Origin of the sequence: Flavobacterium notoginsengisoli (assembly GCF_042686225.1) — a bacterium.
GTDB classification, from domain to species: domain Bacteria; phylum Bacteroidota; class Bacteroidia; order Flavobacteriales; family Flavobacteriaceae; genus Flavobacterium; species Flavobacterium notoginsengisoli.
Map to the genome: position 1 here is coordinate 15,126 of NZ_JBHUOT010000017.1, position 23,597 is coordinate 38,722.

Annotated in this window: 15 protein-coding genes; 14 read left to right on the plus strand and 1 reads right to left on the minus strand. The window is 35.5% G+C overall.

Translation table 11 applies throughout. The features are described from left to right. Positions 1–8: 8 nt before the first annotated feature. The 12 genes from ACFS3A_RS25555 (at position 9) to ACFS3A_RS25610 (ending at position 21,221) form a co-directional block, all read left to right on the plus strand. The gene (locus ACFS3A_RS25555) at positions 9–1,043 is read left to right on the plus strand and encodes a glycoside hydrolase family 43 protein (protein WP_379828392.1); all 1,035 of its coding nucleotides are present in this window, start codon (positions 9–11) and stop codon (positions 1,041–1,043) included. A 3-nt stretch (positions 1,044–1,046) separates the two neighbouring features. After that, positions 1,047–2,786 carry a glycoside hydrolase family 43 protein gene (locus ACFS3A_RS25560; protein ID WP_379828393.1) on the plus strand — a complete coding sequence of 580 codons (1,740 nt, stop codon included), beginning with the start codon at positions 1,047–1,049 and terminating at the stop codon, positions 2,784–2,786. Between the two features lie 602 nt (positions 2,787–3,388). Next, positions 3,389–4,396 carry a GntR family transcriptional regulator gene (locus ACFS3A_RS25565; protein ID WP_379828395.1) on the plus strand — a complete coding sequence of 336 codons (1,008 nt, stop codon included), beginning with the start codon at positions 3,389–3,391 and terminating at the stop codon, positions 4,394–4,396. A gap of 2 nt (positions 4,397–4,398) precedes the next feature. Next, positions 4,399–5,880: a xylulokinase gene (locus ACFS3A_RS25570; RefSeq protein WP_379828397.1), complete on the plus strand. Its 1,482-nt coding sequence runs from the start codon at positions 4,399–4,401 to the stop codon at positions 5,878–5,880. Between the two features lie 9 nt (positions 5,881–5,889). After that, a complete protein-coding gene (gene xylA, locus ACFS3A_RS25575) occupies positions 5,890–7,215 on the plus strand; it encodes a xylose isomerase (RefSeq protein ID WP_129024207.1) in 1,326 nt (441 codons plus the stop codon). Positions 7,216–7,647: 432 nt separating this feature from the next. Then, a complete protein-coding gene (fsa, locus tag ACFS3A_RS25580) occupies positions 7,648–8,304 on the plus strand; it encodes a fructose-6-phosphate aldolase (RefSeq protein ID WP_379828399.1) in 657 nt (218 codons plus the stop codon). Between the two features lie 576 nt (positions 8,305–8,880). Next, on the plus strand, positions 8,881–12,051 hold the full coding sequence (locus tag ACFS3A_RS25585; RefSeq protein WP_379828400.1) for a SusC/RagA family TonB-linked outer membrane protein: 3,171 nt from the start codon (positions 8,881–8,883) through the stop codon (positions 12,049–12,051). Positions 12,052–12,064: 13 nt separating this feature from the next. Then, positions 12,065–13,696: a RagB/SusD family nutrient uptake outer membrane protein gene (locus ACFS3A_RS25590; protein WP_379828402.1), complete on the plus strand. Its 1,632-nt coding sequence runs from the start codon at positions 12,065–12,067 to the stop codon at positions 13,694–13,696. Between the two features lie 33 nt (positions 13,697–13,729). Continuing rightward, the gene (locus ACFS3A_RS25595; protein WP_379828404.1) at positions 13,730–15,094 is read left to right on the plus strand and encodes a glycan-binding surface protein; all 1,365 of its coding nucleotides are present in this window, start codon (positions 13,730–13,732) and stop codon (positions 15,092–15,094) included. Between the two features lie 13 nt (positions 15,095–15,107). After that, the gene (locus ACFS3A_RS25600) at positions 15,108–17,318 is read left to right on the plus strand and encodes an endo-1,4-beta-xylanase (RefSeq protein WP_379828405.1); all 2,211 of its coding nucleotides are present in this window, start codon (positions 15,108–15,110) and stop codon (positions 17,316–17,318) included. A gap of 114 nt (positions 17,319–17,432) precedes the next feature. Beyond that, the gene (locus ACFS3A_RS25605) at positions 17,433–19,082 is read left to right on the plus strand and encodes a GH35 family beta-galactosidase (RefSeq protein WP_379828407.1); all 1,650 of its coding nucleotides are present in this window, start codon (positions 17,433–17,435) and stop codon (positions 19,080–19,082) included. A gap of 228 nt (positions 19,083–19,310) precedes the next feature. Continuing rightward, positions 19,311–21,221: a sialate O-acetylesterase gene (locus ACFS3A_RS25610; protein WP_379828409.1), complete on the plus strand. Its 1,911-nt coding sequence runs from the start codon at positions 19,311–19,313 to the stop codon at positions 21,219–21,221. Between the two features lie 292 nt (positions 21,222–21,513). Here the strand turns inward: ACFS3A_RS25610 and ACFS3A_RS25615 are convergent, their stop codons facing one another. Beyond that, on the minus strand, positions 21,514–22,386 hold the full coding sequence (locus ACFS3A_RS25615; protein WP_379828411.1) for a LysR substrate-binding domain-containing protein: 873 nt from the start codon (positions 22,384–22,386) through the stop codon (positions 21,514–21,516). A 103-nt stretch (positions 22,387–22,489) separates the two neighbouring features. Here ACFS3A_RS25615 and ACFS3A_RS25620 point away from each other — a divergent pair, with 103 nt between their 5' ends. Beyond that, positions 22,490–23,239, plus strand: a complete 750-nt coding sequence (locus tag ACFS3A_RS25620) for an MBL fold metallo-hydrolase (RefSeq protein ID WP_379828413.1) — start codon at positions 22,490–22,492, stop codon at positions 23,237–23,239. Beyond that, positions 23,240–23,590 carry a gamma-glutamylcyclotransferase family protein gene (locus tag ACFS3A_RS25625; RefSeq protein WP_379828414.1) on the plus strand — a complete coding sequence of 117 codons (351 nt, stop codon included), beginning with the start codon at positions 23,240–23,242 and terminating at the stop codon, positions 23,588–23,590. It begins immediately after the preceding gene. The last annotated feature ends 7 nt before the right edge of the window (positions 23,591–23,597 follow it).

A 23,597-nucleotide genomic window follows, 5' to 3' on the forward strand; every position in this document is an offset into this window, starting at 1 on the left:
ATATTACTATGCCTGAAGATAGCATTGAAAACATTAATTTTGAGGAAATTAATGACCTGGCGATTTCAAAGCCTTTAGTATCCCATATGTACACAGCCGATCCTTCGGCACATGTATTCAACGGAAAAATTTACATTTACCCTTCGCACGATATTGATGCCGGAATTCCGTTTAACGACAACGGCGATCATTTCGGGATGGAAGATTATCATGTTTTTTCTATGGAAGATATTTCATCAGAAGTAGTTGATAATGGTGTTGCATTGCATGTAGATGATGTGGCTTGGGCCGAAAAGCAAATGTGGGCGCCTGACGCCGCAAATAAAAAAGGAAAGTATTATTTGTATTTCCCTGCCAAACGTGCTAACGGAATTTTCCAAATTGGTGTTGCTGTTTCAGATTCGCCAGTTGGCCCTTTTGTTCCTGAAAAAGACGCCATAAAAGGAAGTTACAGTATCGATCCCGCTGTTTTTGAAGATCAAGACGGTAAACATTATATTTATTTTGGAGGCATCTGGGGCGGTCAGCTTCAGAAATACCGCAACAATATCTATGATGATAACAACGAAGAACCTTTAGCCAAAGAAAAAGCTTTAGGGCCAATTGTAGCTTTGTTAAGAGACGATATGCTTGAATTTGCCGAAGAACCAAAAGAGATTAAAATTTTGGATGAAAACGGAAATGAAATTCTGGCAGGCGATAACGACCGTCGTTTTTTTGAAGCTTCTTGGGTTCATAAATACAAGGAAAAATATTATTTCTCTTATTCAACAGGCGATACGCATTTTATTTGTTATGCGATTGGTGACAACCCATATGGGCCGTTTACGTATCAGGGCAGGATTTTGAATCCAGTTGTAGGCTGGACATCGCATCATTCAATTTGTGAAGTAGAAGGCGAGTGGTATTTGTTTTATCACGATTCGAGCTTATCGAAAGGGGTAACGCATTTGCGAAGCATGAAAGTAACCAAAATCGATTATTTAGAAGACGGTTCGATTATCACTATTGATCCGTACGGAATAAGAAGATTATTAGATTAAGAAATGAAGAGAAGAAAAACAGGTTTAAAAATTGTTACAGCAGTCATTTTGATGAGTGCGTTTTCTTCGTGTAAAAAAATTTCGCAAAAATCACAATCGGTTGTGTATTCTGATTATGCTTCTTTTGACTGGTTTGATTACCGAGGAAATGACGATGCTTATCAAAATCTAACAAAATCTGATGGCGATTATTTAAATCCTGTTTTGGCTGGTTTTTATCCAGATCCTACGATTTGTAGAGTTGAAGATAAGTTTTACCTCGTCAATTCTTCTTTCTGCTATTTTCCGGGATTGCCCATTTTTGAAAGTACCGATCTGGTACATTGGAAACAAATCGGTAATATCATCGATCGTCCTGAACAAGCCGATTTTGGAAATTCTCGTTTGTCGGGTGGTATGTACGCACCGACGATTCGCTATAACAAAGGAACATTTTATTTGATTTGTACCAATGTAAGCGGAGTCGGTAATTTTATTGTTACGGCTAAAAATCCAGCTGGGCCTTGGTCAAATCCTATTGCGCTTCCTGATGTTAACGGAATCGATCCAGATCTCTTTTTTGACGAAGACGGAAAAGTGTACATCACACATAACGGGCCTCCGCCTAATAATGTTTCGCTTCATGATGGCCATCGCGCCATTTATATGCTGGAATATGATTTGGAAAAACAAAAAACCACGACAAGTCCCAAATTGGTTATTAATGGCGGAACCGATATGTCTAAAAAGCCCGTTTGGATCGAAGGCCCACATGTGATTAAAAAGAACGGATTTTATTATCTGCTTTGTGCTCAAGGCGGAACAGGTTTCAATCATTCCGAAGTAGTTTTTAGAAGTAAAAACATTTATGGCCCTTATGAAAGTTATGCCAAAAATCCGATTTTAACGCAGTCCCATTTAGATCCGAATCGTAAAAATTTGGTTTCGACAACTGGCCATGCCGATTTTGTGGAATTGTCAAACGGCGATTGGTGGTCTGTATTTTTAGGATGCCGACCTTATGAAGGCGATTTATACAATACCGGAAGGGAAACTTTTATGATGCCTGTGGAATGGAAAAACGACTGGCCAGAAATTGTGGGAGGAAATGAACCAATTCCGATGATTCATAAACGACCAAATCTTCCACTTTCTAAAGAAAAAACAGAACCATTAAATGGAAATTTTGTTTCAAAAGATGATTTTGATTCGAATAAATTAGATTTTAAATGGAGTTTTATTAGAACGCCAAAAGAAAAATGGTATGAGCTGATTAACGGAAAATTGTTAATTAAACCAAGATCAGAATCAATTCACACCGAAACTAATTTTTCTTTTATTGGAAGAAGACAACAGCATTTAAAATTTGAAGCTTCGGCAAAGTTTGAATTCAATCCAAAAGATAATTTACAGGCGGCAGGTTTAACGGCTTTTCAAAACGAAAAGCATTATTTTTTAATTGGAAAACGCCTGAACGCCGATCATAAATTGGAAGTTTTTGTTGAAAGAACTGCAGATAAAATTAATAACGGGAAATCGGAAATTATTGCAAAGAAAGAACTTTTCGATTCTGATAAGTCATTGTTTGTGAAGATTGAAGGAAATGGAAGAATGTATAGTTTTTATTATAAATCGACAGAAAAACAAGATTGGGTTTTATTGATAAAAGATGTAGATGGTTCTATTTTGAGTACAAAAGAAGCGGGAGGATTTGTGGGAACGTATATTGGGATGTATACTTCGAGTGAGCATTTTGAGAAATAGTTTTTTCCGTCTAGTTTGTCATCCTGACGAAGGAAGGATCACACTCGGGAATCGACAAAGTGATTTAACCGCAAAGTTCGCAAGGGATTACGCAAAGAACGCAAAGAAATCCACAGAATCTTGTCATTTCGACGAAGGAGAAATCTCCACGAGTAGCTCGACAAAGATTGGCGATATGCATTGCGGGGTTACTTGCGAAGTCCCAAAGGGACGAAATATTTATAGAATTTTTATAACGTCTGATTGTAAAAGCCCCAGCGGGGCGATATATTATTTGCGGTAAATATGTCGCTCCGCTGGAGCTCATAAACTGTGAGCTATATATTTTTCTATAAATATTACGCTCTTCCAGAGCTAAGTAGAAATGACAAAGATCACGGAAATGTTCTTTTGAAACCGTATGCGTGAGGGATAGAAGTGGAAAGCCCACAGCCGTGAGGAACGAACAGGCGAGGACTTGCAACGGATAGCCCGACCCGGAGGGACACGCCCAAGTTATTAGAATAAAAAGTGCTTAAAAAAAATAACATAATTCATGTAAAAAATAATTTTTTATAAAAGTTTTTTAGTTACTTTAGCATAACAGAACGGAACAGAACGGTATGCTAAAAGAAGAAGAAAAATTTGAGTTTATAATGAATCACGAAAGTGATATTCCGAAGTACCAGCAGTTGGTTGACGGAATCACAAATTCGATTGCAGAGAATATTTTGCAAAAGGGAGATTTGCTTCCGTCTGTGAATGTGATCTGCAAAACGTATCAGCTTTCGAGAGATACGGTTTTTAAGGCGTATTCGATTTTAAAAGAACAGAAAGTGATTGATTCTGTACCGAATAAAGGCTATTATGTGGCGGGCGAAACCAGAAAAGTACTTTTAGTTTTAGATACGTTTAAGGCTTATAAAGAGGTTTTGTACCATTCGGTTGTGAATAATCTGCCGGATAATGTGATTATTGATGTACAGTTTCACCATTATAATATTGATGTTTTTAAAACGATCATTAATAACGGAATTGGGAAGTATTATAAATACGTGGTAATGAATTTTGATCATAAAGACATTGCTCTGGCATTGTCGGCAATTTCGAGTGATAAATTGCTTTTGATTGACTGGAATATTCAGGCAAAAAAAACGAACAATTATGTTTTTCAGGATTTTGGAAAAGCATTTTATGAGTCTTTGACAGAGGCGGTTGATTTGTTTAAAAAGTATAAAAAGATACAATTTGTATATCCCGATTTTACGAATCACCCGTGGGAAACAGTGGAGTTTTTCAAGAAATTCTGTGCTGATTTTGGTTTTGAATATGAGGTTATTACCGATCCAAAAAAGTTCAATATCGAAAAAGGAATTGCTTATATCAGCGTAAGCGACAGGATTTTAGGGCACTTTTTGGAACAATGCAAAGAGAAAGATTTTGAACCTGGGAAAGACGTTGGATTTTTATCGTACAACGAAACCCCGATGAAGAAATTTATATATAAAGGAATTTCGGTTGTATCAACTGATTTTAAAGAAATAGGAACCAAAGCAGCGGCATTTATTACGCATGACGAAGATACTCAGTGTTATGTGCCGACAAAATTAATAATAAGAGAATCATTGTAAGTATGTATTATATCGGATATGATATTGGAAGTTCTTCTGTCAAGGCAGCCTTGGTAGAAGCAGAAACGGGTAAAAAAGTTATCGTTTTGAATGAACCGCAAAACGAAATGGAAATCCTTTCAATTCACTCGGACTGGGCAGAACAGGATCCTGAAATGTGGTGGCAGTACATTTGTACAGCAACGAAAAGAGCCATTAAAGAAGCGAATATTGATGCGTCTAAAATTCAGGGAATTGGTATTTCGTACCAAATGCATGGATTAGTAATTGTTGACAAAGATAACGCTCCGTTACGAAATTCTATTATTTGGTGTGACAGCCGTGCGGTTGAAATTGGGAATACCGCTTTCGCCGAAAATGGAGAACAAAAATGTATGGAGCATTTATTGAATTCTCCAGGGAATTTCACGGCTTCAAAACTGAAATGGGTTAAAGAAAACGAACCAGCAGTTTACAATAAAATTGCGAAATACATGCTTCCGGGAGATTACATCGCTTTGAAATTGACAGGCGAAGTAACGACTACCAAAAATGGTTTGTCTGAAGGAATGCTTTGGGATTATAAAGAAAATAAAGTAGCCGACTGGCTTTTAGAATATTATGGAATTGATACAGCATTAACTCCAAAAATTGTAGAAAATTTTACGAATCAAGGTGTTGTTACTGAAAAAGCTGCTGCAGAATCAGGACTTCCAGCCGGAATTCCGATTGTGTATAGAGCAGGAGATCAGCCTAATAATGCTCTGTCATTAAATGTGCTTCGTCCGGGAGAAGTTGCAGCAACAGGTGGTACATCGGGCGTTTTCTATGCTGTGACAGAAACAAATTCAGGAAAAAGTACTCGTGTAAACAACTTCGTTCATGTAAATTATGCGGAGTCAAATCCGAGAGTTGGAAAATTGCTGAATATAAACGGAGCAGGAATCCAATACCGATGGATGCGAAACAATATCGGAAATGAATCCTACGAAGAAATGAATGAAAAAGCATCTCAGATAAATGTAGGTTCACAAGGATTGGTTGTCATTCCGTTTGGAAATGGCGCTGAAAGAATGTTCAATAATAAAAATATTGGATCTCATATTTTAAACCTGAATTTTAATATTCATACCAACGCACATTTATTCAGAGCATCTTTGGAAGCAATTGCATTTTCTTTTGTTTACGGAATGGAATGCTTGAAGGATGATAATGCAACGATTAATGTAATTAGAGCTGGAAATGATAATTTATTCCGTTCCGAAATTTTCTCTAATACAGTTGCAACATTAATTGGACATGAAATAGAAATTTACAATACAACCGGAGCAGTAGGAGCAGCAAGAGCAGTTGGCTTGACAGATGGCGATTTTGAAAAATTTGGTTCAGGAATTACAACGAACGATCACGTAATGACCTTTTTGCCTCTAAAAAATAAAGAGGAATACGAAACGGCATATAAAAAATGGAAACAAGAATTAGAATTAATATTAACAAATAAATAAAAAAATCAAATGATAGTTTTAGGAGATAAAGAATACTACAAAGGTATTGGCCAAATTAAATTTGAAGGAAAAGAATCAGACAATCCGTTGGCATTTAAATATTACAATCCAGACCAGGTTGTAGCTGGAAAAACAATGCGTGAGCACTTTAAATTTGCTATTGCTTACTGGCATACTTTCTGTGGACAAGGTAGCGATCCATTCGGACCGGGAACACAGCAATTTGCTTGGGATGCTTCATCAGATCCATATCAAGCTGCAAAAGATAAGGCAGACGCTGCTTTTGAATTCATAAGCAAAATGGGATTCGATTATTTCTGTTTCCACGATTACGATTTGATTGCTGAAGGAGCCACTTTCGCAGAATCAGAAAAACGTTTGGCTTTTATTACAGATTACTTAAAACAGAAAAAAGCAGACTCTGGAATTAAATTACTTTGGGGAACTTCTAACTGTTTCTCAAACCCAAGATTCATGAACGGAGCCGCTACAAATCCAGATTTTAATGTAGTAGCAAGAGCTGGAGGTCAAGTAAAATTGGCTTTGGACGCTACAATCGCTTTAGGTGGAGAAAACTATGTATTCTGGGGAGGTAGAGAAGGTTATATGTCTTTACTAAACACAGATATGGGAAGAGAATTAGATCACATGGCGCAATTCCTTGCAATGTCTAGAGACTACGCAAGAGCACAAGGTTTTAAAGGAACTTTCTTTATCGAGCCAAAACCAATGGAACCATCAAAACACCAATACGATTTTGACTCAGCTACAGCAATCGGATTCTTGAAAAATTATGGTTTAGACAAAGATTTCAAAATCAATATTGAGGTAAACCACGCTACATTGGCACAGCACACTTTCCAACACGAATTAGAAGTAGCTGCAAAAGCGGGAATGTTAGGAAGCATTGATGCCAACAGAGGAGATTACCAAAACGGATGGGATACAGACCAGTTCCCAAATAATATTCAAGAAACTACTGAAGCGATGTTGGTTTTCTTAAAAGCTGGCGGATTACAAGGCGGAGGAGTTAACTTTGATGCTAAAATCAGAAGAAATTCTACAGACTTAGAAGATGTTTTCTTAGCGCACATTGGCGGAGCTGATACTTTTGCAAGAGCTTTATTGACTGCAGATAAAATCATCACTTCTTCTCCTTACGAAAAATTAAGAACAGAAAGATACAGTTCATTCGATTCTGGAAAAGGAAAAGATTTTGCTGATGGAAAATTAAACCTTAAAGATCTTTACACTATCGCTCACGAAAATGGAGAACTAAATCTTCAAAGCGGTAAACAAGAATTGTTTGAAAACATCATCAATCAATATATTTAATTGATTTAGATTTTCATATCAAACCTAGCAGGTTTTGAAAACCTGTTAGGTTTCTACAAAATATTTAGTGAGACAGAAAATCTAAAAAGACTTTTAATTTTTAATACGATAGCTATAAAACGTTATTTTTTTTAAAACTATTCTTTTAGATAAATACTTCGAAAATGTGTATTAAGATTATGGCTTTTGAATTAAGATTTGAGAAAAACAGATTGAAGGTTTAGTTACTGTTTTTTGAAAATTAAAATGAATAAAAAGTCAGTTTGATAAAATAATAAGTGAGTATTTTTTATTAAAGGTTTTTTGAAGAGCAGAATCAATCGAAATGCACATTTTTCACTCACTACAAGATGCTGAGAACTTTGTCAAAGTTTAAAACTTTGACAAAGTTTTTTTTACGCAAAACCACTTTTAACTTAAACCAAAAAACTTATGAAATTTTTTATTGACACTGCTAATCTTCAAGATATTGAAGAAGCGCAGGCTTTAGGCGTTTTAGATGGCGTAACCACCAATCCCTCTTTAATGGCAAAAGAAGGCATTACAGGAAAATCAAACATCCTGAAACATTATTTAGCTATTTGTAATATCGTTGATGGCGATGTTTCGGCTGAGGTAATCTCAACCGACTTTGAAGGAATGGTAAGAGAAGGCGAGGAATTGGCAGTTTTACATCCTCAAATCGTAGTAAAACTACCAATGATTGGTGATGGAGTAAAAGCTTGTAAATATTTTTCTTCAAAAGGAATCAAAACCAATGTAACTCTAGTGTTTTCTGTTGGTCAGGCTTTGCTTGCTGCTAAAGCTGGAGCGACTTACGTTTCTCCATTTTTAGGACGTTTAGATGATGTTTCGACAGACGGAATGCATCTTATTGAAGAAATTAGAGAAATCTACGATAATTACAATTATCAAACCCAAATCCTTTCAGCTTCAGTGCGACATACGATGCATATTGTAAATTGTGCCAAAGTAGGATCAGATGTTATGACCGGGCCTCTTTCGGCAATAAAAGGTCTTTTAAAACATCCTTTAACTGATATCGGATTAAAGCAATTTGTTGAAGATGCTAAAAAGATGAATTTATAATGTTTAGATAATTCATTTTACCTCTCATTTTAGAATCCCCTCCATGTCACTTGGAGGGGATTTTTTTGGATTAAAAGCAACCGATTGTCTCTTTATTGGGTTTTGTAAGAAATATATTGTTTAGTGCTTAACTTCGTGATTGGTAGTTTGTAAACTGTCAAAAGCCTTATTTTATAAGGGATTGGTAAAGATTCTTTCTACAGCTCATTTTGGTATTAATACTACAACGTTTTAGTGATTTTTGAAAAAACTTGAAAATTTAACTTTTTATGTTTTTTTTAAGATTTTGAACTAAACAATTTATTATCTCTAACGTTTTCGCTGTATTGAAACCTGATTTTAAAGATTGTTTAATATTTTAATAGTATAAACAAAAAATATGCTTTTTTATAAAGGTATTTTTTTTAAAATGACAAAAAAAATTAACGCAACCGATTGTGTGTTGTTGTTTTTTGCATATATTTGTTTTGACTATAAGTTATTATTTGTTTCATTTTTTTAACAGAAAAGCAAATTATAGGTCAATAAAAAATAAACTAACTAAACCATACTATTAACTCATTAAACCAATTATTTATGACTAACTTTTTAATTACTAAAAGCAGATCTAAATACTTTAAGAATTTAGGATTCTTAATCCTGATGCTGGTATTTTCTGCTGCAGTAAATGCGCAAATTACTGTTTCGGGTACTGTATCTGATGGTAGTGGACCAATACCAGGTGTGAATATTATTGTGAAAGGAACCAAAACGACTACTGTGTCCAATTTTGATGGAACTTACTCCATAACCGGAGTTCCAGCTAATGCTACTTTATCTTTCAGTTTTATAGGTTATAAAACCAAAGAGATCGCTGTTGCCAATAAAAATAAAATTGATATTACACTGGAAGAAGATTTGAACAGCTTACAAGAAGTTGTGGTTATCGGTTACGGTACAGCAAAAAGAGGCGATTTAACAGGTGCAATTTCTTCTGTAAATAGCGTTGCAATAGCACAATCTGTACCAACGACTATTGATCAGGTACTACAAGGTCGTGTTGCGGGGGTTAATATTCAGGCAAATAATGGAGCTCCGGGTTCCAGCTCTTCTGTTCGTATTCGTGGTATTAGTTCTATATCTGGAGGTAATGAGCCAATTTATGTAATTGATGGAGTAGTAATTGATGGAAATACAGGTTCAAATAATTCTAACCCATTGGCAGGTATTAATCCTTCAGATGTCGCATCGGTAGATATTTTGAAAGATGCTTCAGCTACAGCTATTTACGGTTCCAGAGCTGGTAGTGGTGTTATTATCATTACCACAAAAACGGGTAGAAAAGGGGAACTTACTATGAATTTTGATAGTTATGTAGGATGGCAGGAAATACCAAAACAGCTTCAGGTACTAAATTTGAGAGAATATGGAACGCTGAAAAACACGCGTGCCGATTTAGGAATCGTACAAAGAGATCCTTATTTTATTCGTCCTGATTTATTAGGAGAAGGAACAAACTGGCAGGATGAGTTGTTTACAACCGCCATGATGCAGAGTTATAATTTATCAGGATCAGGAGGTTCTGATACAACTACTTATGCATTTGGAATGGGATATTTGGATCAGGAAGGGGTAGCGATTGGATCAGGATTTAATCGTTTGAATCTTAGAGGAGTAATTGATTCTCAGGTAAAAAGTTTTTTAAAAGTCGGAGTAAATCTGGCTGTCTACAAAACCAATCAGACCAATACTTTTTCCGATGGAGCCTTAATATTAACAGCTTTAAAGCAAACACCTAATGTAGCGGCACGTAATGCAGATGGAACTTTTGATGGTCCAGATACGACAGAATTTGTACAGAATAACCCATTGGGTCTTGCTTTAATGAGAGACAATTACAATAAAAATTATGGTATCAGAGGAAATGTTTACGCTGAAATCTCTTTTACTAAGGATTTAAAGCTTAAAACAAATTATTCAATAGACTATAATTTTGGAAATAACTACACTTTTAATCCTTCCTATACTTTTGGAGCACTCGTAAACGAAGTAAGAGAAGGAAGCAGAACAAAATCACTTAGTGAAAACTGGATCTGGACTAATACGTTAACTTATAATAAAACTTTTGGAAAACACGCTGTTACTGCTTTGGCAGCTCAGGAATATGTAGAAAGAAATAGCGATAATTTGTACGGATATCGTTCTGGTTACATTACAAATGGTGCTACAGATTTAAATGCTGGGGATTCTACTACAGCAAGAAATTCAAATGGAAGTTTTACCGGAGCTCTTAGTTCGTATTTTGGAAGATTATTTTATTCTTTTGATGATAAGTACTTGCTGACCGGAACTTTAAGATATGATGGTTCTTCTCAGTTTGCTGAGGAAAATCGTTGGGATTGGTTTCCATCAGCGGCCTTTGCCTGGAAAATTTCAAATGAAAGCTTTTTAAAAGAGAATAAGACGATCAACAATTTGAAATTAAGATTAGGATGGGGACTTGTTGGAAATCAGAATGTTCAATACGCTTATCCTTATACCTCAATTTATGGAACATCGGCAACCAATTGGGGAAGCGGACAAATTGCAACCAATACTGCTAATCCGGATCTGAGATGGGAAAAAACAAAATCGACCAATTTGGGATTTGATTTAGGTTTGTTTAATAACAGAATTGAGTTAATTGCTGATGTTTACTACAAGAAAACAGATGGATTACTACTTCCTTTATCACTCCCGGCTTATGCAGGGACAACAGGTCAGGGATCTACCACTCCGCCTATATTTAATATTGGTTCTATTGAAAACAAGGGACTTGAGTTAAGCCTGAATACAATAAATATGGAGAGACCTGATTTTGTTTGGAAATCAAATGTAACTTTCTCTCTTAACAGAAGTAAAGTTTTAGGACTTAATTCAGAGGCAGGAGTTTATGATCGGACAATTCAGCAGGGATCGGATGTTACTGTTGTTACCCGTACAGCTGTTGGACAACCAATAGGACAGTTTTATGGTTATAAAGTAATTGGACGTTTCGAGAAAGCTACCGATTTTTATTATAAAGATAAAGACGGTGTAGTAAAACCAACTGCTTTGCCTGAAGGTATGGCAATTGGAGAAAATGGAGTATGGATTGGGGACTATATGTTTGATGATAAAAATAAGGATGGGGTTATCAATGAAAAAGACATGGATTATATTGGAAACCCGGAACCAAAATTTGTATTTGGAGTAGGTAATACTTTTTCATTCAAAGGTTTTGATGTCAATATTTTTCTAACAGGATCTTACGGGAATGAAGTGCTAAACTATCAAAGAAGATGGTTGGAAAACCCTCGTGAAAATACCAATTTATTAAAATCAGCTTTAGGATACGCACAATTAGAATTAATTGATCCAACAGGACCAAATGATTATCGTAATGTTCAGATTGTTGGAGGAGATCCTTACATGCCTAGAATTGGAGCTTCATCTGCTTCGTCTGCTTCCAATTATCGTTTAAGTAATCGATTTGTAGAAGACGGATCTTATGTAAGAATAAAAAATATTTCTATTGGATACAACTTACCTAAAAACTTGTATTCGAAATACGGTATTTCTAATGTAAAGGTATACACGAATACACAAAATGTATTGACATTCACCAAATACAAAGGATATGATCCTGAAGTAGGTGCTTCAAATCAAGATAATCTTTTAAGAGGTGTTGATAACGGACGTTACCCGTCACCAATAATCACGACACTTGGATTAACCATTAATTTCTAAAATTTTCCAGACAATGAAAACAAGAAAAATATTTTATACGGCTCTAATCATTGCATTGCCATTTGTTTATACCAGTTGCAGCGATATTTTAGATGTTGAACCAAACGATAGAATTACCAAAGAAAATTTCTATAAAAGTGAATCTGATTTTCAGGCCGCAACAGGACCATTGTATAATGTGGTGTGGTTTGATTTTAATGATAAATTCTATTATGGATTAGGAGATGGACGTTCTGCCAATATGTATGCTCCTTTCTCAGATTATGTATATCCGTTTACCGATTTAACAGAAACGGGATTAACCGGGCCGTTGGTTTCTGCCTGGGGATCTTTGTATAATGTAGTACAACAATCGAATAACGTAATTATTGGAATCTCCGGAAGTCCGTTAAACGATGCTATTAAAAACAGATATATGGCAGAAGCTCGTTTTATGAGAGGAACGGCATACTGGTATCTGGCTTCATTATGGGGTGATGTTATTATTTCAACAGATCCAAGCGCATTAGTAAAAAATCCAATTGTCAACAAAAATCCATTAAAAGATGTTTATGAATTTGCAATTCGTGATTTAGAATTTGCAGCTAAATATCTTCCCGAAACGGCAGGACAGTCTGGCCGTTTAACAAGATACAGCGCATTTGGAATGCTTTCCCGAGTTTATTTATCATTTTCAGGAGTTAGCGATAATCCGAACAGTGGAACACGCAGTCAGGAATATCTTGATTTAGCAAAGAAAGCTGCTGAAAAAGTAATAAGTTCAGGTCCTTACAGCCTGATGGCAAATTATGAAGATTTATTCATGATTGAGAATAATAACAATTCAGAGTCTATGTTTGCTCTTCAATGGGTTCCAAACGGAGTTTATGGAGTAAATAATACACAGCAGGCCTATTTTGCCTTAGGTTCTGATATTACCGGAGACGATGCTGCCTGGGGTTACTGGACAAGAGCTTCGTATGATGTTTTAAAAGAATACGAATCAAAAGATCTTCGTCGCAGAGCAACCTGGATGGCTGATGATGATTTTTATCCGGAAATTAATAAATCAAACGGCGGTTATACAGTTGACCACAGTAAAGAGTTTGTAAACATAAAGAAAGGTGTTGTAGGATCAACTAAAGACAACTCAAAAATTTCCCGTATGAATTCTGCTTTAAATACCAATATGCTTCGTTTAGCCGAAGTGTATTTAAACTATGCAGAAGCCGCTTTAGGAAACAATACGTCTACTTCTGATGCGATGGCTTTAAGTGGCATAAACAAATTACGTACACGCGCTGGTCTTGCTCCAAAAACGTCTTTAACTTATGCCGATATTATTCATGAAAGAAGAGTAGAACTGGCTATGGAAGGACAATACTGGTATGATTTGGTAAGAAGAGCCTATTACAAACAACAAGAAGTAATTAACTACATAACAGGCCAGGACCGTGGTACAGTTCAGCCTATTCTTTATGATGCTGCTACTAATACCGTTTCAATAGATCCGGCAAGAAGCAGTAGTCCTCGCGCTATTGGTGTAATAGATGCAACAATTTTCACGCTTCCTTATCCGGAATCTGAGTTAGTTCAGAATCCATTGTTGAGAGAAAATCCTGTTCCGTATCAGTTTACAGAAGAGAAAATTAAAGACTTATTCTAGTATACAGAAATAAAAAACTAAAGAAATAGTAATATGAAATATATTTTAAATAAAAAGTATTGGGCACCTATCGCGCTTCTTGGAATGATGGTTTTCAGTATGTTGTTTACATCATGTGACAATAACGATTCTCAAGGCGGTTCGATGACAATCACGAGAGTGTTCTTAGAAGATATAAACTCATCTGTTCCGGACAGAGAAGTAAGTTTTGCCCGTTTAGGACAGCTTTTACGTATCGAAGGTTCTGGTTTTTCGGGTTTGAGAAAGGTTTATATTAATGGATATTCGACTTATTTTAATGTTGTTTTTGTATCAAATAATTCAATGTTGGTTAGTGTCTCAGCAGATACTCCGATTTCAGATGCAGATCCGTCAGTAAGAAATACAATTCGTTTTGTAAACGATTCTCATGAAGTGATATTTCCTTTTCAGATTCGTGCAGGAAAACCGGTTATTTCCAGTATTTCTAACACGATGCCAAATCCTGGTGAAACAATTAGTATATCTGGAGCCGGTTTGACAGAAGTAAGTAAAGTGGTTTTTCCAGGAAATGTTGAAGTGACTTCCGGAATTACTTCAGATGAAGACGGCGAGTTATTTACAGTGGTGGTGCCAGCAGGAATTTCAGATTTGGGAGGTTCTATTTATGCTGAAACATCAAACGGAGGAGTTTATTCTCCAGCTTATTTTAATTTCAAAAAAGGAATATTGCTAAATTTTGACGGACAAGGTTCACATGGATATTGGGGAACTTCAACAAGTATGATTCAGCCGGCAGATTTAGAATCAGCTGCTATTGGAACAGGAAATAGTTCTCAGGGAAAATATGTGCCTCATCGTCCTGCTCGTATTGCTTCTTTTGATGCTGCTAAAAACCGTTGTTCAGAAGTTTGGACAGCAGGAAACGGAGTAGACAATTGGAGAGCACAATTAACACCTTATATTCCGGCAACGACACCTTTGGACAAAGTAGCTTTTCAATTTGATATTTTAATCCCTGAAGTTTGGCAACAGTCAGGTTTCCTGAAAATTTGTATGATTAACAATTTTAATGGAGGCGAATGGGCTGGAGCTTGTTACAACTACGTTCCTTGGATTGTGGATGGAAAATCGGTTGGAGTAAAAACAGACAAATGGATCACAATTACAATTCCTTTAAACAAATTCTATGCTTGGTCTAAAGAAGCCTTTACTTTCGAAACAGTTTTAGCTTATCGAGAAGCAGCGACTTATCAAAACTTTGGAATTTACTTCGAAAATTCTGATGTAAAACTATCCAATGTTACCGGAAATGCAAGTGAAGTAGAATTTCCGTCTAAAGCAACTTCGGTAAAAGTCTATACAGATAACTGGAGAATTGTGCCATTAGATACACCAGTTTACAATGATTTTAACTAACAAAAACCACAAAATGAAATCTAAATATATCATACCAATAATCGCTTCATCGCTAATGATTTTATCATCATGTGATGATAATTTGATGGAGTGGGGAAAAGACCCGGAACACGGAGCAGTAACAGGAGCTGAACTTCCATTAGCTTTAGTAGAAAAAATCAGCCGTTATGAACCATTAAAAAACTATTCAGATTTTCCTTTAGGAAACGGAATCGGAATTAGTTTGTACATGAGCGATGCTGCCTACAGAAAAATTGTAAACGATAATTTTGATGAGGTAACACCAGGTTACGAAATGAAACATGGTGCGATGGTAAACTCAAAAGGAGAAATTAATTTTACCAATGTAGATGCTTTTATAGCGGCGACAAAAAGTGCCGGATTAAGTGTTTTTGGACATACTTTAATTTGGCATTCCAATCAAAATGCAAGTTATTTAAATGGTATTATTGCCCCAACAGTAATTCCGGGTTCTAGCGGAACAAATATTTTAGATCTTGCCCCTATCAAAAACGGAACCTTTACAGGCTGGGCTAGAAATAATCCAGGAAAAGGAATCACAACCGTAGCAAATGCAGGTTTAACAAGTACTTCGGCAGCTATTCAATTGGCATCAAGCGCAAGTTCTTCTGCAGCTTATAGTCTTCAATTGACATCTCCAAATGTACCAATTGTTACCGGACATAACTATGAGATTTCATTTTATATCAAATCTGATGTTGCAGGTAAAGGACGTATTTCATTTAATACTTCATTAACCAATCAATATCCGTACAAAGACTGGTTTGCAACAGGAGGAACCTGGACAGAAGCGTTTGCAACAACCTCGGCCTGGCAGCAAGTTAAAATTAAATTGGCTCCAGGTGATTTTAAAGCAGGAAGTACGACGTTTCAGTTCAATTTGGATTTAGGATATCTTCCAAATGTAACTTATTTGATTGATGCTAATACTCTTGCAGTTGTAGATCTTGATGCAGCAACAGGACCAGTTAACTTAGTTTCTAATGGAAATTTCAATTCAGGAATAACCGGATGGAGTAAAGCGAATGGTGCTGCGGATGCTTTAAGTGCCGCAACAGGAGCTTCAAATGTTTATGAAGGAAGCGGATCAATGAAAGTAGTAAATGCTACAAGCACTCCAACAGATCAATGGAGAACTCAAATTCAGACAACTTTTACCTCGACATTGGTAGCAGGAAAAAGTTACACAATTTCTTATATGATTCGTTCTGAAGCGAATGGTTCTGTAAGATGTTCCACTACGCCAGGCTCCGTAGCAAGTTATCAGGGAGACCAGACAACAACCACTTCATGGAAACAAATAGAATGGAAGATAACAGCAAAAGGAGGTGAAACCGGTTTTGGTTTTGATTTAGGAGGAGCTGCCGGAACGTATTATATTGATAATGTTTTAGTAACCGATGACGCATCATCTGGCGGAGGACCAACTGCGCCAATAACAATTGACAAAACAGATGCTGAGAAAACTAAAATTATTGGTGATGCCATGACCGATTGGATTTCTAAAATGATGACACACTACAAAACAAGTGTTTTTTCATGGGACGTAGTAAATGAACCAATGAAAGAAGACGGAACTCTTAGAAATGGAAGTGAAGGCGATACAGCAACAGATTATTTCTCATGGGTAAAATATCTTGGAAAAGATTATGCCGTAAAAGCGTTTAAACTGGCACGTCAATATGGAAATACAACAGACAAACTTTTCATTAACGATTACAATTTAGAATCGAGACTGGATAAATGTGACGGAATAATCGAATATGTAAAATATATCGAAAGTCAGGGAGCTCAGGTTGACGGAATTGGTACACAAATGCATATTGGCTTAACTACAGACAAAGATAAAATTGTCCAGATGTTCCAAAAATTAGCGGCTTCAGGAAAATTAATTAAAATTTCTGAGTTAGACGTAAGATTAGGAACGGCAACACCAACTGTAGCACAACAAGCTTCACAAGCAGAAATGTATCAGTATGTAATCGATATGTACAAAAAATATATTCCTGTAGCACAGCAATACGGAATCACAATTTGGGGTGTTTCTGATAATGCGAAAGAACATGAATACTGGCTTCCTAACGAATCTCCAAACCTTTGGGATGCTAATTATGTTCGTAAACATGCCTACAAAGGAGCAGCAGACGGACTTGCAGGAAAAGATGTAAGTTTAGGTTTCTCAGGAGAGTTAGTAAAACCTTAAATATTTAATTAGTAATTATCCATAGTGCAAATCTGTAAAAGGGTTTGTACTATGGATTATTTATTTTCTTAACTTTTAAGCTCAGGATTTTAATTGAGCAAAAACAAAAACAGAATGGCTTGTTATCTTAAACCAAATTCAATTAGATTTTTTCTAAAAAACAGACTGCTTCTGATGGCTTTATTTATGATGCAGTTTGGATTTTGCCAAAACATACCTCATCTTCAGAAAAAAGGAAACAAAACACAATTAATTGTAAACCAAATACCATTCCTGATACGTGGAGGAGAACTAGGAAATTCTTCCGCAACCAGTATGGAAAGTATGGAAACGATCTGGCCCAAATTGGCTGATATGAACCTCAACACTGTTTTGACTCCAATCTATTGGGAATTAATTGAACCTGAAGAAGGAAAGTTTGATTTCGCTTTAGTAGACGATTTAATTCTAAGAGCAAGAAAAGAAAAGCTGAAATTGGTTTTTCTGTGGTTTGGATCCTGGAAAAATAGTATGTCGAGCCATGCACCGGCCTGGGTCAAATTAAATCAGAAAAAATATCCAAGAGTTAAAGATGACCAAGACAAAAGTCATGAAATTTTAACGCCTTTCAGCGAAAATAATCTGCAGGCCGATTTGAATGCCTTCAAAAAACTAATGGCACATATTAAAGATTTCGATCAAAAAGAACAAACTGTAATCATGATTCAGGTGGAGAACGAAATCGGAATGCTGCCAACTGCAAGAGACTATCATCCATTAGCAAATGAAGCTTTTAAAAAAGAAGCTCCAAAAGAATTGTTGCAATATCTTCAAAAAAACAAAGAAAAACTCGTTCCGGAATTTCTGGAAATCTGGAAGAAAAACGGATTTAAAACTTCTGGAAGTTGGGAAGCTGTTTTTGGAAAAGGATTGCATACAGACGAAATTTTTATGGCTTGGTATTTCTCAAAATTCACCAATACAGTTGCCAAAGCAGGAAAAGACATTTATCCAATTCCGATGTTTGTCAATGCCGCTCTGAACGCACCTGAGAAAAAACCGGGACAATATCCAAGTGCCGGACCACTTCCGCACATAATGGACGTTTGGAAAGCAGCAGGAAATACAATCGATTTTTTAGCACCCGATTTTTATAATCCGTCTTTCAAACAATGGAACGATTTATTTACCAGACAAGGTGATCCGTTATTTATTCCGGAGCATCGTTTTGATGAAACCGCGCCTTTTAAAGGTTTGTATGCGATTGGACATTACGAAGCGATTGGTTTTTCGCCTTTCTCAATAGAATCAGTTACAGATGCCAAAAAAGAACCTCTAGGAAAAATCTATGATTTAATACAGCAATTAACTCCAACTATTGAAGCCAATAAAGGACAAGGAAAAATTGACGGTGTTTTGTTAGATAAAGAAAATAATACGCAGATTATCAAAATGGGGGATTACGAATTTACTTTTAAACATGATTATACTTTAAATTGGTCTGATGGAGCAAAAGCAGATTCCTGGCCAATGTCAAGCGCCATAATTATTGAGATTTCCAAAGACGAATTTTATATTTCAGGATCAGGAATTGTGGTTACTTTTAAATCCTTAAAAGAAAATTTAAAGGCCGGAATTCTAAAAACCGATCAAGGGAAATTCGAAAATGAAAAATGGAAAACCATAAGACATTTTAACGGAGATCAAACACATCAAGGCAGGCATTTAAGAATTTCAGTTGGTGATTACGAAATCCAAAAAATAAAATTATATACATATGAATAGTTTTTTTATTCGCCACGAATTACACGAATTGACACTAATTTTTATTGTTGTCTTCAATTTCACAAATCAAAAAAATCGTGCGATTGTATATTATAGACAAAGTATAGATTAGTGTCAATTTGTGTAATTCGTGGCAGAAAAAACCTTAGCCACAGATTAAAAGGATTAGAAGAATTTTTTAATAATAGGTGTTAATCTTTTAATTAGTGGCAAAAAAATAGATATCAAATGAAAAGCAAAATAACATTACTAGCTGTCTTTTTAAGCTTTGCAATTAATGCCCAAATAAAACTGCCGCGATTAATCAGCGACGGAATGATTTTACAACGTGATACTAAAGTCAATATCTGGGGCTGGGCATCAGCAAATGAAAATATAGAATTGGATTTTAAAGGGAAAAAGTATAAAACCACAACTTCAGAAGAAGGAAAATGGTTCATTCAGCTTCCGTCACAAAAAGCGGGCGGACCATTTGAAATGACTTTAAATGCAAGCAATACCATTGTCCTGAAAAATATTCTTTTCGGAGACGTTTGGTTGTGTTCAGGACAATCTAATATGGAACTTCCGCTGGACAGACTAAAGGATAAATACAAAGACGAAATTGCCCAATCTCAAAACTCAAATGTCAGACAGTTCTTAGTTCCAGACGAATATTATTTCGAAAAAGAAAGAACCGATTTTTCTTCCGGTTCCTGGGTTGAAGCAAATCCCGTAAACGTTTTACAATTTACAGGAGTTGGTTATTTTTTTGCGACCGAAATCTACGCAAAATATAAAGTCCCAATCGGATTAATAAATAGTGCTTTAGGCGGTTCTCCTGCTGAATCATGGATTAATGAGGAAGGAATTAAAAAGTTCCCGGAATATGATCAGGAATATTTAAAATTCAAAGATGGAAAACTCGAAAAAGAAATTGATGCAAACGACAGAAAAGTAAATTCAGACTGGTACAAATTATTAAACGAAACCGATCCCGGATTAAAAGAAAAATGGAAAAACTCAATTGTTTCTGATTGGAAAACAATGAACATTCCAGGTTATTGGGCTGATGGAGAATTGGGTAATATAAATGGTTCAGTTTGGTTTAAAAAACAATTCACTTTAGAAAAAATTAAAGAAAGTCAGGCAAAAATTATTTTAGGAAGAATAGTCGATGCCGATTCGGTTTTTGTAAATGGAAATTTTGTGGGAACTACTTCTTATCAATATCCACCAAGAATTTATTCTTTTAATGCCAATATTTTAAAAGAAGGAAAAAATGAAATTACCATTCGTGTAATTAATAATTCGGGAAGAGGCGGTTTTGTAACTGATAAACCTTACGAGTTAATTGTTGGCGATAAAACCATTGATTTAAAAGGAAGCTGGAGTTATAAATTAGGATCAAAAATGCTTCCGTTACCAGGGCAAACTTTCGTAAGATGGAAACCCGTCGGACTTTATAATGCCATGATCGCTCCGCTTAAGAATTATGCTTTAAAAGGTGTTTTATGGTATCAGGGCGAAGCCAATACCAAAAAGCCGGCTGAATATTTCCCGTTAATGGAAACTTTAATAAACAATTGGAGAACACTTTTTGATCAGGAAAAATTACCTTTTTTATTGGTACAGTTACCCAATTTTATGGAGCCAAAACCAGTACCTTCAGAAAGCAATTGGGCGGCATTAAGACAACAGCAAAGCAAGGTTTTAGAAATTCCAAATACAGGAATGGCAGTTGCCATAGACTTAGGAGAATGGAACGATATTCATCCTTTAAATAAATATGATGTTGGAAAACGATTAGCGTTACAAGCTAGAAAATTAGTTTATGGAGAAAAGAAATTAATCGCTTCAGGTCCGGTTTTTAAATCAATAGAAAAGAAAGAAGAGCAGCTTGTTTTGAGCTTTACCGATTTAGGATCTGGTTTAATGAGTAAAGGCGGTAATACTTTAAATGGTTTTGCAGTTGCAGGTCCAGACGGAAAGTTTGTTTGGGCAAAAGCAACTATAGAAGGCGATAAAGTTATCGTTTGGAATAATGATATTCGTAATCCAGTGAAAGTCCGTTACGCTTGGGGAGATAATCCGTTTAATGCGAATTTATACAATAAAGAAAATTTGCCGGCTTCGCCTTTTGAAGCAGATTTGAAATAGTTTTTTTAAATATATTTTAGAAAAGTTACAAAGATCTTCTGTAGAGACGCACTGCAGTGCGTCTACATCCGGCATTTTTTTTAAACACATAGAAACATAGATTTAATGAATATCAAAAAGAAAATAGAAAGAAACTAGTTTCTCACACATAGCTATGTGCATTTAAATAAGTGAAACGCCTTTAACCACAAAGAAAAACTATGTCTCTATGTGTTTAAATTATTAAGTCCAGTTTTGTCACAGAAATCGAAATGGCAAACTTTATAATCACGAAGGCTTTTAAGTTTTGTTTTTAATTAACAGCCATTAACGTTTTCAAAAACGCCACAACTGCTTTTTTCTCATAAACTTCTTTTAAAGAAATCAGCATTGCGGTTCGGGTCATATTTTCTCCTTTTATAGGAATGGCGTGTAAATCTTTTTCATTTTCAATGGTTGTTTTAGTTAAGATCGTGTGCCATTTTCCTGTTTTTATTAATTCTAATAAAGTTGGAATGTCATTGATTTCAATAGTAACTTTCGGATTAAGATTGTCTTTTTTGAAAGCTTTATTAATGAACTGTGTTGTACTAAATCCACTGGACGGAAGTGCAAGTGGCAAAGAACTAACCTCATCCAGGGAAATACTTTTTTTATTGGTGAATGAGTTTTCCGTTGAGGTTACTAAAGCCATTGGGGAAGTAAATAATTCCCTGTATTTAAAATGTGCTTCAGCAGCAATTTCTTCAAAAGTCAGAATTACATCCAATTCAAAATGGTTCAGTTTATGAATTAATTCCTGCGAAGTTCCAAATACAATTTCGAATTGAATTTTAGGAAATTCAGAACTAAAAATAATCAACGCTTTGGTAACCACATGACGTAAGGCGTATGTCACACCAATGGCAACTTTTCCCGTTTCCAGATTATTCAAATCTTTTAAAAGCTCAAAACCATCAGTTGCTTTGTTGACGGACTGCTGCGCATAAACCGAAAATAAATCTCCAGCTTCGGTTAACGTAATTCTTTTTCCAATTCTGTTAAAAAGCGGTACCTGCAATTCGTCTTCCAGTTGTTTAATTTGCTGTGATAAAGTGCTCTGACTGATGAAAAGCGCCGAAGCCGCTTCTGTAAAATTCAGCAATTCTTTGGCTTTTAGAAAATATTTTAGCTGTCGAAGTTCCATTTCTAAATCGGTTTTATCGATTGATTTTATCGAAAAATAAGGTTTTACAAATATAGAAATTCTTAAGAACTTTGTAGTGTCGCAAAATTAAAGCAGAACAAAAATGAAAATTATAGCTTTACAAGAAGGAAATTATATTGCCAATTCTAAAAAGGAATTTCAATTAATAACAGAAAATACTAACGAAACAGGACTTAAAATGGCAATTCAGCCTTTTGTTGTTATTACAGATACTGACGTCATATTATTAGATTTTGGTTTAGGATTTATGAATGATGGAATTCCGTTTATTCATGAAATGCTTCGAAAAAATAATATTCATCCAGAACAAATTACAAAAATTTTGGTTTCGCATCTGCACAAAGATCATATCGAAGGAATTGGTTATTTTGAAAATGGAAATTTGGTTCAAAATTTTCCTGATGCAACAATTTACATTCAGGAACGAGAAATAGATTTTGCTTTAGAACAAATCAATAATCCGTCGTATGTTTTTGAGATTTTAAATGAATTGAAAAAATTGCCTAATGTAGAGTTAATGCAGGATGATAAAGGTACTATTACAGATGAAATTTTCTACGAAGTTTCGGCTGGGCATACCAAATATCATCAGGTTTTCTGGATTAAAGCAGATGATGAAATTGTCTTTTACGGAGCAGACGATTTGCCTCAAAAAATATATTGGTCAATGCACGTAGCTTACAAAACGGACTTTGACGGAAAACGTGCTATGGAATCCCGCAAGAAATGGGAGCAACAAGCCAAAGACGAAAACTGGAAAGTGCTTTTTTACCACGATATGAAAATGCCGGTTTTAGAGATATTTGAACAAAAAATGGAAAATGTGTCTTAAATGAAAGATTTGCAATCTATACCAGCTTTAATTATTTACGGTTCGCTGGCGCCAGGACAATCCAATCATTCGGTTATGGATCCGATTAAAGGAGAATGGCAAAAAGCAACTATAAAAGGAAAACTGAAAGAAGGAGGCTGGGGTTCATCATTAGGATATAACGGTTTTATTCTAATGCCGGAAGATGAAGCCGAAATGATAAACTGTTATGTTCTTTTCTCAGAAGATTTGACTGCAAACTGGGATTATCTGGACGAATTTGAAGGCGACGGTTATATCCGAATTGAAACCGAATATGAACTCGAAACAGGAAAAAAGGGAAGAGGATTTATTTATGCTTTAAAACAATAAGTCAATA

Excerpts from the sequence above, each read along its gene's own strand:
- ACFS3A_RS25555 (WP_379828392.1), top strand. The coding sequence starts at position 9 with ATGCCTGAAGATAGCATTGAAAACATTAATTTTGAGGAAATTAATGAC.
- ACFS3A_RS25560 (WP_379828393.1), top strand. The coding sequence starts at position 1,047 with ATGAAGAGAAGAAAAACAGGTTTAAAAATTGTTACAGCAGTCATTTTG.
- ACFS3A_RS25565 (WP_379828395.1), top strand. The coding sequence starts at position 3,389 with ATGCTAAAAGAAGAAGAAAAATTTGAGTTTATAATGAATCACGAAAGT.
- ACFS3A_RS25570 (WP_379828397.1), top strand. The coding sequence starts at position 4,399 with ATGTATTATATCGGATATGATATTGGAAGTTCTTCTGTCAAGGCAGCC.
- xylA (WP_129024207.1), top strand. The coding sequence starts at position 5,890 with ATGATAGTTTTAGGAGATAAAGAATACTACAAAGGTATTGGCCAAATT.
- fsa (WP_379828399.1), top strand. The coding sequence starts at position 7,648 with ATGAAATTTTTTATTGACACTGCTAATCTTCAAGATATTGAAGAAGCG.
- ACFS3A_RS25585 (WP_379828400.1), top strand. The coding sequence starts at position 8,881 with ATGACTAACTTTTTAATTACTAAAAGCAGATCTAAATACTTTAAGAAT.
- ACFS3A_RS25590 (WP_379828402.1), top strand. The coding sequence starts at position 12,065 with ATGAAAACAAGAAAAATATTTTATACGGCTCTAATCATTGCATTGCCA.
- ACFS3A_RS25595 (WP_379828404.1), top strand. The coding sequence starts at position 13,730 with ATGAAATATATTTTAAATAAAAAGTATTGGGCACCTATCGCGCTTCTT.
- ACFS3A_RS25600 (WP_379828405.1), top strand. The coding sequence starts at position 15,108 with ATGAAATCTAAATATATCATACCAATAATCGCTTCATCGCTAATGATT.
- ACFS3A_RS25605 (WP_379828407.1), top strand. The coding sequence starts at position 17,433 with ATGGCTTGTTATCTTAAACCAAATTCAATTAGATTTTTTCTAAAAAAC.
- ACFS3A_RS25610 (WP_379828409.1), top strand. The coding sequence starts at position 19,311 with ATGAAAAGCAAAATAACATTACTAGCTGTCTTTTTAAGCTTTGCAATT.
- ACFS3A_RS25615 (WP_379828411.1), bottom strand. The coding sequence starts at position 22,386 with ATGGAACTTCGACAGCTAAAATATTTTCTAAAAGCCAAAGAATTGCTG.
- ACFS3A_RS25620 (WP_379828413.1), top strand. The coding sequence starts at position 22,490 with ATGAAAATTATAGCTTTACAAGAAGGAAATTATATTGCCAATTCTAAA.
- ACFS3A_RS25625 (WP_379828414.1), top strand. The coding sequence starts at position 23,240 with ATGAAAGATTTGCAATCTATACCAGCTTTAATTATTTACGGTTCGCTG.